Here is a 7,489-nt window from a genome sequence, read left to right as displayed (position 1 = left end):
GCAGGATGTCCGCAAGGATTTTTGCCAGCTTCAGCGCCGTCAGCGGTGTCTGCTCGGACGGTTTGAAGACGACGGTGTTGCCGCCGGCGATCGCCGGCGCCAGCTTCCAGGCCATCATCATCAGCGGATAGTTCCACGGCGCGATGGAAGCGACGATGCCAATGGCATCGCGACGGACCATCGAGGTGTGGCCGGGAATGTATTCGCCAGCGACGACGCCCGGCATCGAACGGACGGCGCCGGCGAAGAAGCGGTAGCAATCGACGATCGCCGGGATTTCGTCATTGAGCACGGCGTTGATCGGCTTGCCGCAGTTGAGCGCCTCGAGCGTGGCGAACTCCTTCGCGTCGGCTTCGATGCGGTCGGCGATCTTCAGCAAATAGCCGGAGCGCTGCGCCGGCGTGGTGCGCGACCACAAGACGAACGCCTGTTCGGCAGCAGTGACCGCCGCCTCGATCTGCGCCTGGCTGGCCTCGGGCAGGTTGAGGATGGTCGCCCCGGTCTTTGGATTGAGGATCGGCTCCTCGGTCTCGGTGCCCTTCTCGAATTTCGAGCCGATCAGCATCTGGGTGTCCATAAGGTTTCTCCCTTTACAGAAGCGAGTAGCGAGTAGCTGAAAGCGAGTAGGGTTTGACCGTCGATCCCTATTCGCTACTCCCTATTCGCTGTTTTTCATTTCCCGCTTCCAGCGATCTGGTCGCCGTCACGGGTGAGGTAATAAGCGGCAAGGATCGGCAGCAACGTCACCAGCATGACGACCATGGCAACGACATTGGTGACCGGGCGCTGGCGCGGACGGATCAGTTCTTCCAGCATCCAGATCGGCAGCGTCTGCTGCTGGCCGGCGGTGAAGGTGGTGACGATGACCTCGTCGAAGGACAGCGCGAAGGCCAGCATGCCGCCGGCAAGCAGCGCCGTGGCGATGTTGGGCAGCACGACATGGCGGAAGGTCTGAAAACCGTCGGCGCCGAGATCCATCGAGGCCTCGATCATCGAACCGGAAGTGCGGCGGAAACGGGCGACGGCGTTGTTGTAGACGACGACCACGCAGAAGGTGGCGTGGCCAAGCACGATCGTCCAGAACGAGAACGGGATGTCGGCCAGCGAAAAGGCCGAGCGCAGCGCAATGCCGGTGATGATGCCGGGCAGCGCGATCGGCAGGATGACCAGCAGCGAGATGGTTTCGCGGCCGAAGAATCTTGTCCGCGACACCGCCGCCGAACAGAGCGTGCCGAGGATGAGCGCGATCGCCGTCGAAATCGCGGCCACCCTGACCGACAGCGACAGCGCCTGCCAGACATCTGGCCGGTTCCAGGTCACGGCGAACCACTGCGTCGTCAGCCCTGGCGGCGGCCAGACGAAACTCTTCTCTTCGGTGGTGAAGGCATAGACGAAGATCAGCAGGATCGGCAGGTGCAGGAACAGCAGCCCGCAGGCGGCGGCAATCTTCAGGCCGAGCGGAGCCGACTGGGAACCATCAGAGCGCATCGAAGGCCCCCATGCGCTTGGCGCCCCAGAGATAGAAGCCCATGATGACGATCGGCACCACGGTGAAGGCGGCGGCGAGCGGGATGTTGCCGGCGGTGCCTTGCTGCGAATAGACCGCCTGGCCGATGAACAGACGCGAGGTGCCGATGATCTGCGGGATGATGTAATCGCCGAGCGTCAGCGAGAAGGTGAAGATCGAACCGGCGACGATGCCCGGCAGCGCCAGCGGAAACAGCACGTTGCGGAAGGTCTGTCCCGGTGAAGCGCCGAGGTCGGACGAGGCCTCGACCAGATTGCCGGGCACGCGCTCGAGCGCCGCCTGAACGGGGAGGATCATGAACGGCAGCCAGACATAGACGAAGACGATGAAGGTGCCGGTGAACGATACCGACAGGGAATTGCCGCCGACGATCGGCAGCGACAGCCAAGCGTCGAGAACCCACAACAAATGCAGCTTGGCGAGCAGCCAGGTGAGGATGCCTTCCTTGGCCAGGATCAGCTTCCAGGCGTAGATCTTGACCAGATAGCTGGACCACAGTGGCAGCATGATGCCGAGATAGAACAAGGCCTTCCAGCGGCCGCGCGCATAGCGCGCCGCGTAGTAGGCGATGGGGAAGGCGATGACGGCCGAGGCCAGCGTGACCAGAGCCGCCATCGTCACCGTGCGCAGGATGATGTCGAGATTGGCAGCCTGGAACAGATCGCCATAGGTCTTGAGCGTGAACTCGCGGTTGATGAGGCCGGAAAACTCGTCAATGGAGAAAAAGCTCTGCGCCAGCAGCGCAAACAGCGAGCCGATATAGACGATGCCCAGCCACAAAACCGGAGGCAGCAGCATGAGCAGCAACAGGACCTTCGGCTTGCGCCAGAAAAGGTCCGACAGAGCGCCGCGCAGACCGCCGCTACCCGGCAGGATGGCGGGAGCGGTTGCACGCACCATGGCGGCGTCGAGGCTCATGCCGGCTCGTCCATCAGATGCAGGTGCTCGCGGTTGAAGGTCAGCACAACCGCCTCGCCTTCTGCCGGCAAGGCGATGCCGGCCGGCACGATGGCGTGCAGCCGCAGCCCGTCGGCGTCGAGCGCCAGCTTTGTCGTGGCGCCGAGATAATTGGTCGAGACGAGGCGGGCCGACACGCCTTCACCACTTGTGACCCCCTTGGCCGCGCGGCCGACGCGAATGGATTCGGGGCGGAGACTCCCCCAGCGATGCTGGCCGGAATAGCGCTGCACGAAATCCGGCGGCAGCACGTTGGAGGAGCCGACGAAATCGGCGACGAAGCGGGTCCTCGGCCGCTGGTAGATATCTTCCGGAGTGCCGATCTGCATGATCTTGCCATCGTTGAAGACGGCGACGCGGTCGGCCATCGACAGCGCTTCGCCCTGGTCGTGAGTGACGAAGACGAAGGTGATGCCGAGCGCCTTCTGCAGCGACTTCAACTCCTCCTGCATGTTCTCGCGCAATTTGAGGTCGAGCGCGCCGAGCGGCTCGTCGAGCAGCAGCACCTTTGGCTGGTTGACCAGCGCGCGGGCCAGTGCCACGCGCTGGCGCTGGCCACCGGAAAGCTGGCCGGGCCGGCGGGCGCCATAGCCGGGCAGCCGCACCAGTGACAGCGCCTCTTCCGCCGCCTTGTGCCGCTCAGCCTTGCCGACGCCCTTGACCATCAGCCCGTAGGCAACGTTGTCGAGCACGTTCAGATGCGGGAACAGCGCATAGTCCTGGAACACGGTGTTGACGTTGCGGCGATAGGGCGGAACGCCCTCGGCGCGGTCGCCGAAGATCGAGATCGAGCCCGATGTCGGCTGCTCGAAGCCGGCGATGAGGCGCAGGCAAGTGGTCTTGCCGGAACCGGACGGCCCGAGCATGGCGAAGAATTCCCCAGGCGCGATGTCGAGATCGACCGCGTCGACGGCGCGCACGCTGCCGAAATGGCGCGAGGCCTTCTGGAAGGAGACGGCGGAGGTCATGGGCTGTCAGTCCGTTGCCGGTTTGATGTGTTGATGTCGCGCGACGTCCTATCTCCCCCTTGTGGGGGTGAGAAGTGGTCCGCATAGCGGACGAAAAGCCAATTGCTTGGCTTTTCGAGCTTCGAACGCCTGAGCCTTGCGAAAGGCCAGGCACTGCCACGAACTGCCGAGCAGACCCCGCCCCGACGCTATGCGTCGACCCTCCCCACAAGGGGGAGGGTAAGGATGCTCATCGTCCGCCGATGACGCCGATATAGTCCGACACCCAGCGGTAGTAGGGCACGCACTGATCGTTCTGGGTGGCGCATTTCGACACCGGCGTCTTCCAGAACTTGATCTTGTCGAAGTTCTCGTAGCCGTTGGTCTTGCAACCCTCGTCGGTCAAAAGCTCATTGCCCTTGCAGGCGGCGGGCACGACGGGCAGTGAGCCGAACCAGGCCGAGACATCGCCCTGCACCTTCGGCGACAGCGAATGTTCCATCCACATATAAGCACAGTTGGGGTTGGCGGCGTCGGCCTCCATCATGGTGGTGTCGGCCCAACCGGTGGCGCCCTCCTCCGGGATGGTGGAAGCGACCGGCTTCTTGGCGGCGACCAGCGTGTTGACCTGATACGGCCACGAGCCGGAAGCGACGACGCCTTCGTTTTGGAAATCGTCGACCTGGATGGCGGCGTCGTGCCAATAGCGGCCAACCAGTGTGCGTTGGACGCGCAGCAATTCGAGCGCCGCCTTGTACTGGTCCTCGTTCAGTTCATAGGGATCCTTGATGCCGAGTTCCGGTTTGTGGAACATCAGATAGTTGGCCGCATCCGCAATGTGGATCGGCCCGTCATAGGCCTGGACGCGGCCCTTGTTGGACTTGCCGTCCGGCAGCTTCATTTCCTCAAAGACGATGTTCCAGCTCTTGGGAGCCTCGTTGAACACGTCGGTATTGTACATCAGGACGTTGGGACCCCACTGGTAGGGAACGCCGTAGTGGGCGCCGCCGACGGTGAACCACGGCGCGTCCTTGAGGCGCTCGTCGACCGTCTTCCAGCTCGGGATGAGATCGGTGTTGATCGGCTGCACGCGCTTGCCGGCAACGAGGCGCAGCGAGGCATCGCCCGAAGCGGTGACGAGGTCGAAACCGCCCTCATTCATCAGCGAGACCATCTCGTCAGAGGTGTTGGCGGTCTTGACGTTGACCTTGCAGCCGGTCTCCTTCTCGAAGGAAGTCACCCAGTCATAGCCCTTGTCGGTTTCGCCGCGCTCGATGTAGCCCGGCCAGGCAACGATGTTGACCTGGCCTTCGCCCTTGCCAAGTTCCTTGACCTGGGCGACGGCCTGACCGGAAAAGGTCAGCGCGACCGTCAGAGCAGTGCATGACTTCAGGAATGAATTCATTGTCGATCTCCCATTTAGGCGCCTGACCCTGAAAGCCGGTTTCGGTCTTCGTTAGAGGTCACGCGCGGACTGAAAACTGTCAGTTCGTCCGTTGGGCTTGATGCCGCTCTGATGGCGGCTTTGGTCCCTGAACCGAAAGTGCTTTGAAAATTCCGGTTTCGCAAATTCATTTATCAGAAGGGCGATATCGGTTTTTCCGATAGATGTGCAGCCGGTCTCTCAGGGACGCTGGCGGACCGTCCGTTGCGACTGGGCAAGACCGATGAAATCGCGCGCGGCCTGCGGCAGACCGGAGCCGCGCCGCCAGACCATGCCGACCTGGACCACCGGCAAGGAGCCGGAAATATCGCGCGATTCGATGCGGTCGCCTTCCAGCGACCAGGGCCGGTAGACGAGATCGGGCAGCAGCGCCACGCCAGCACCGGTGGCGACCAGACTGCGCACGGCCTCCACGGAACGGGTGCGGAAGGCGACATGCGGCTTGGCGCCGATCGCCGTCAGCAGCTTGCCGGTATTCTCCTCGATCTCGTCGACGGTCAGCATGATCAGCGTTTCGGAGGCAATGTCGCCAATGCTGATGATGTCGGCGCCGACGAGCGGATGACCGAGCGGCAGCCACAGGCGATAGGCCGAGACTTCGAGGATTTCCGACTGCAACGCGGTGCGGTCGCGCAAATTGGAGGTGACCATGACGGCAATGTCGAGCTTGCCGCCGATCAGGAGGTGTTCGAGATAATCGCCATTGTCCTCTATGGCAGAGACCTCGACGCCCGGATAGGCACGGCGGTAGCGGGCGAGCAGATCCGACAGCACATAGCCGGCGACCAGCGAGGTGACGCCGAGCTGCAGCCGGCCGGCCGCCACCGCCTGCTCGCCGGAGAAAGAGCGGCGCGCATCGGAAACATCGGCGAGGATTTTCGTCGCATGGCGCAGGAACTGGTGACCCTTGTGGGTGATGTTGAGGCCGCGCGGGTGGCGTTCGAACAGTTCGACGCCGAGATCGCTTTCGAGTTCCTTGATTGCTTCGGTGACCGACGATTGCGAGATGGAGAGGTTCTGGGCGGCGCCCGAGACCGTGCCTTGCTCGGCAACGGCGATGAAGAACTGCAGCTGGCGGATGGTGAAAGCCATGCCCGGACTAAACACCGGCGGCCGAACGAAGGGAAGCCGACTGTAGAGCTATCCCATGACCTGAGAGCTGGCGCTCAACCGAGCGCCAACTTGATGCGCCGCCGGCATGCGGGGCCATAGCGCAGCGCAAGCATGAATGCCGTCTCCAGAGCCACGACGATGACAATGATGCGCAGGCCCACCGTGAAGGAGTCCCGGCCGCTGCCGCGCAGCAGATAGCCGGTGGTGAGAAAGCCCGCGTTCCAGAACGTGGCGCCGAGCAGCGTCGCGGCCGCGAAGGGCAAAGCGGGCAGGCAGAGTGCGCCGGCGGCGATCGGCAGGTAATTGCGCACAGTCGGGATGAACTGCGCCAGCAAGGACACCCGGACGTGATTGCGCCGATAGGCCTGGCCGAGCCTGCGGTAGGTCGCGTGGCGCAGGAACACGTACTTGCCGAAACGCTCGACCAGCCTGTCGGCGCGGTCAGGTCCAACCCGGCGGCCGACCGCATACCAGACAAGGCAGCCGCTGGCGGACGCAAGCGTCGTCACCATCAGCAGGATCGCCAGCGTCGAAGCATCCGGCGCCGCCGTCATGCCGAGGAACAGCAGCAGCACATGCGAGGGCGGGATTGGCAGGATCTTTTCGGTGAAGGCGAGGCAGAAGACGCCGAACAGACCGAAGCCGAGGATGGCCGCCAGCGGCCCCGTCACGCGAAGCGACATGGTGACGCCGACACCAAACGGCGCCACGGTCCATCTCTGGAGAAAAGACAAAGCATCAGGCAACCTTCATCCTGGATCCAACGCTTCGATCGGTCGGCGTGGCGTTTGCTGCAGTCAGCGTCGGACCCGAAATCCGTTGCATATGTCGGGTCCGACGCCTTGGCACCGGCATACGAGGCGAATCGCGCACCGACTGGTTCTGTTTGCCGCGAATGGATTGCGTGGACATTGCGCCCCGGCGCGGACGAGACGTGTTTGACATCGATGAGAATCGTAACTAACTAAGTTACATGAAACGCAACAGCCGGCTGTCCTCGACCCTGCACATTCTCGTCCACATGGCCGAGAAGCCCGAACAAGCGCTGACCTCCGAGCAGCTTGCCACCTTCATCCACACAAATCCGGTCGTGGTCCGCCGCACCATCGCAGGCTTGCGCGACGCCGGCATCGTCACCTCGTCGCGCGGGCACGGTGGCGGCTGGCTGCTCGGGCGGGCGCCCGAGAAAATATCCCTGGCCGAGATCAGTGTCGCCCTTGGCGAGACACTGCTGCCGTTCAGCACCGATCCGGAAAGCCCCGGCTGCCTCGTCGAGCAGGCGGTGATCGCCGTGCTCGACGATTTTCGCATCGCCGCCGAAAGGCTGCTGGCGGAGAAGCTGAGCCGCATCACGCTGGCTGACCTGACCGCCGATTTCCGCCGCCGTTTTGACCTCATTGGAGTCTCCAGCCATGCAGTATGATCTTGCCGTCGTCGGCGGCAGCTTTGCCGGCCTGTCCGCCGCCATCCAGGTGGCGCGGGCAGGACGCAGGGTGCTGG

Annotated in this window: 9 protein-coding genes; 2 read left to right on the top strand and 7 right to left on the bottom strand. The window is 63.4% G+C overall.

Annotated features, from left to right (window positions below; genetic code table 11):
• From EN949_RS30695 to EN949_RS30665, 7 genes are all read right to left on the bottom strand, one after another.
• On the bottom strand, positions 1–577 hold a 577-nt coding region (locus EN949_RS30695), incomplete at its 3' end, for an aldehyde dehydrogenase family protein (RefSeq protein ID WP_127371877.1).
• 95 nt (positions 578–672) lie between these two features.
• On the bottom strand, positions 673–1,488 hold the full coding sequence (locus EN949_RS30690) for an ABC transporter permease (protein WP_024503371.1): 816 nt from the start codon (positions 1,486–1,488) through the stop codon (positions 673–675).
• Positions 1,478–2,428: an ABC transporter permease gene (locus tag EN949_RS30685; protein WP_196815398.1), complete on the bottom strand. Its 951-nt coding sequence runs from the start codon at positions 2,426–2,428 to the stop codon at positions 1,478–1,480. The genes EN949_RS30690 and EN949_RS30685 overlap by 11 nt, the downstream gene beginning before the upstream one ends.
• Positions 2,429–2,442: 14 nt before the next feature.
• A complete protein-coding gene (locus tag EN949_RS30680; RefSeq protein ID WP_013528023.1) occupies positions 2,443–3,453 on the bottom strand; it encodes an ABC transporter ATP-binding protein in 1,011 nt (336 codons plus the stop codon).
• A 229-nt stretch (positions 3,454–3,682) separates the two neighbouring features.
• Positions 3,683–4,837: an ABC transporter substrate-binding protein gene (locus EN949_RS30675; protein ID WP_127366801.1), complete on the bottom strand. Its 1,155-nt coding sequence runs from the start codon at positions 4,835–4,837 to the stop codon at positions 3,683–3,685.
• A 219-nt stretch (positions 4,838–5,056) separates the two neighbouring features.
• Complete coding sequence (locus EN949_RS30670; protein ID WP_013528025.1) at positions 5,057–5,968, bottom strand: LysR substrate-binding domain-containing protein; 912 nt, start codon at positions 5,966–5,968, stop codon at positions 5,057–5,059.
• Positions 5,969–6,042: 74 nt separating this feature from the next.
• Positions 6,043–6,699, bottom strand: coding sequence for a DedA family protein (locus EN949_RS30665; RefSeq protein WP_127371248.1), 657 nt, complete (start codon positions 6,697–6,699; stop codon positions 6,043–6,045).
• 263 nt (positions 6,700–6,962) lie between these two features.
• Between EN949_RS30665 and EN949_RS30660 the strand changes: the two genes are divergently transcribed.
• Both EN949_RS30660 and EN949_RS37305 read left to right on the top strand, forming a co-directional pair.
• Positions 6,963–7,412: an Rrf2 family transcriptional regulator gene (locus EN949_RS30660; RefSeq protein ID WP_027161832.1), complete on the top strand. Its 450-nt coding sequence runs from the start codon at positions 6,963–6,965 to the stop codon at positions 7,410–7,412.
• Positions 7,402–7,489 (top strand): FAD-binding protein (locus EN949_RS37305; protein WP_127371878.1); only part of this gene is annotated, 88 nt, incomplete at its 3' end. The genes EN949_RS30660 and EN949_RS37305, both read left to right, overlap by 11 nt.

Source organism: Mesorhizobium sp. M7A.F.Ca.US.007.01.2.1 (genome assembly GCF_003998165.1).
GTDB lineage: Bacteria > Pseudomonadota > Alphaproteobacteria > Rhizobiales > Rhizobiaceae > Mesorhizobium > Mesorhizobium ciceri.
The sequence above is the reverse complement of the archived record's forward strand: the minus strand, read 5'-3'. Positions and strand labels throughout refer to the sequence as shown.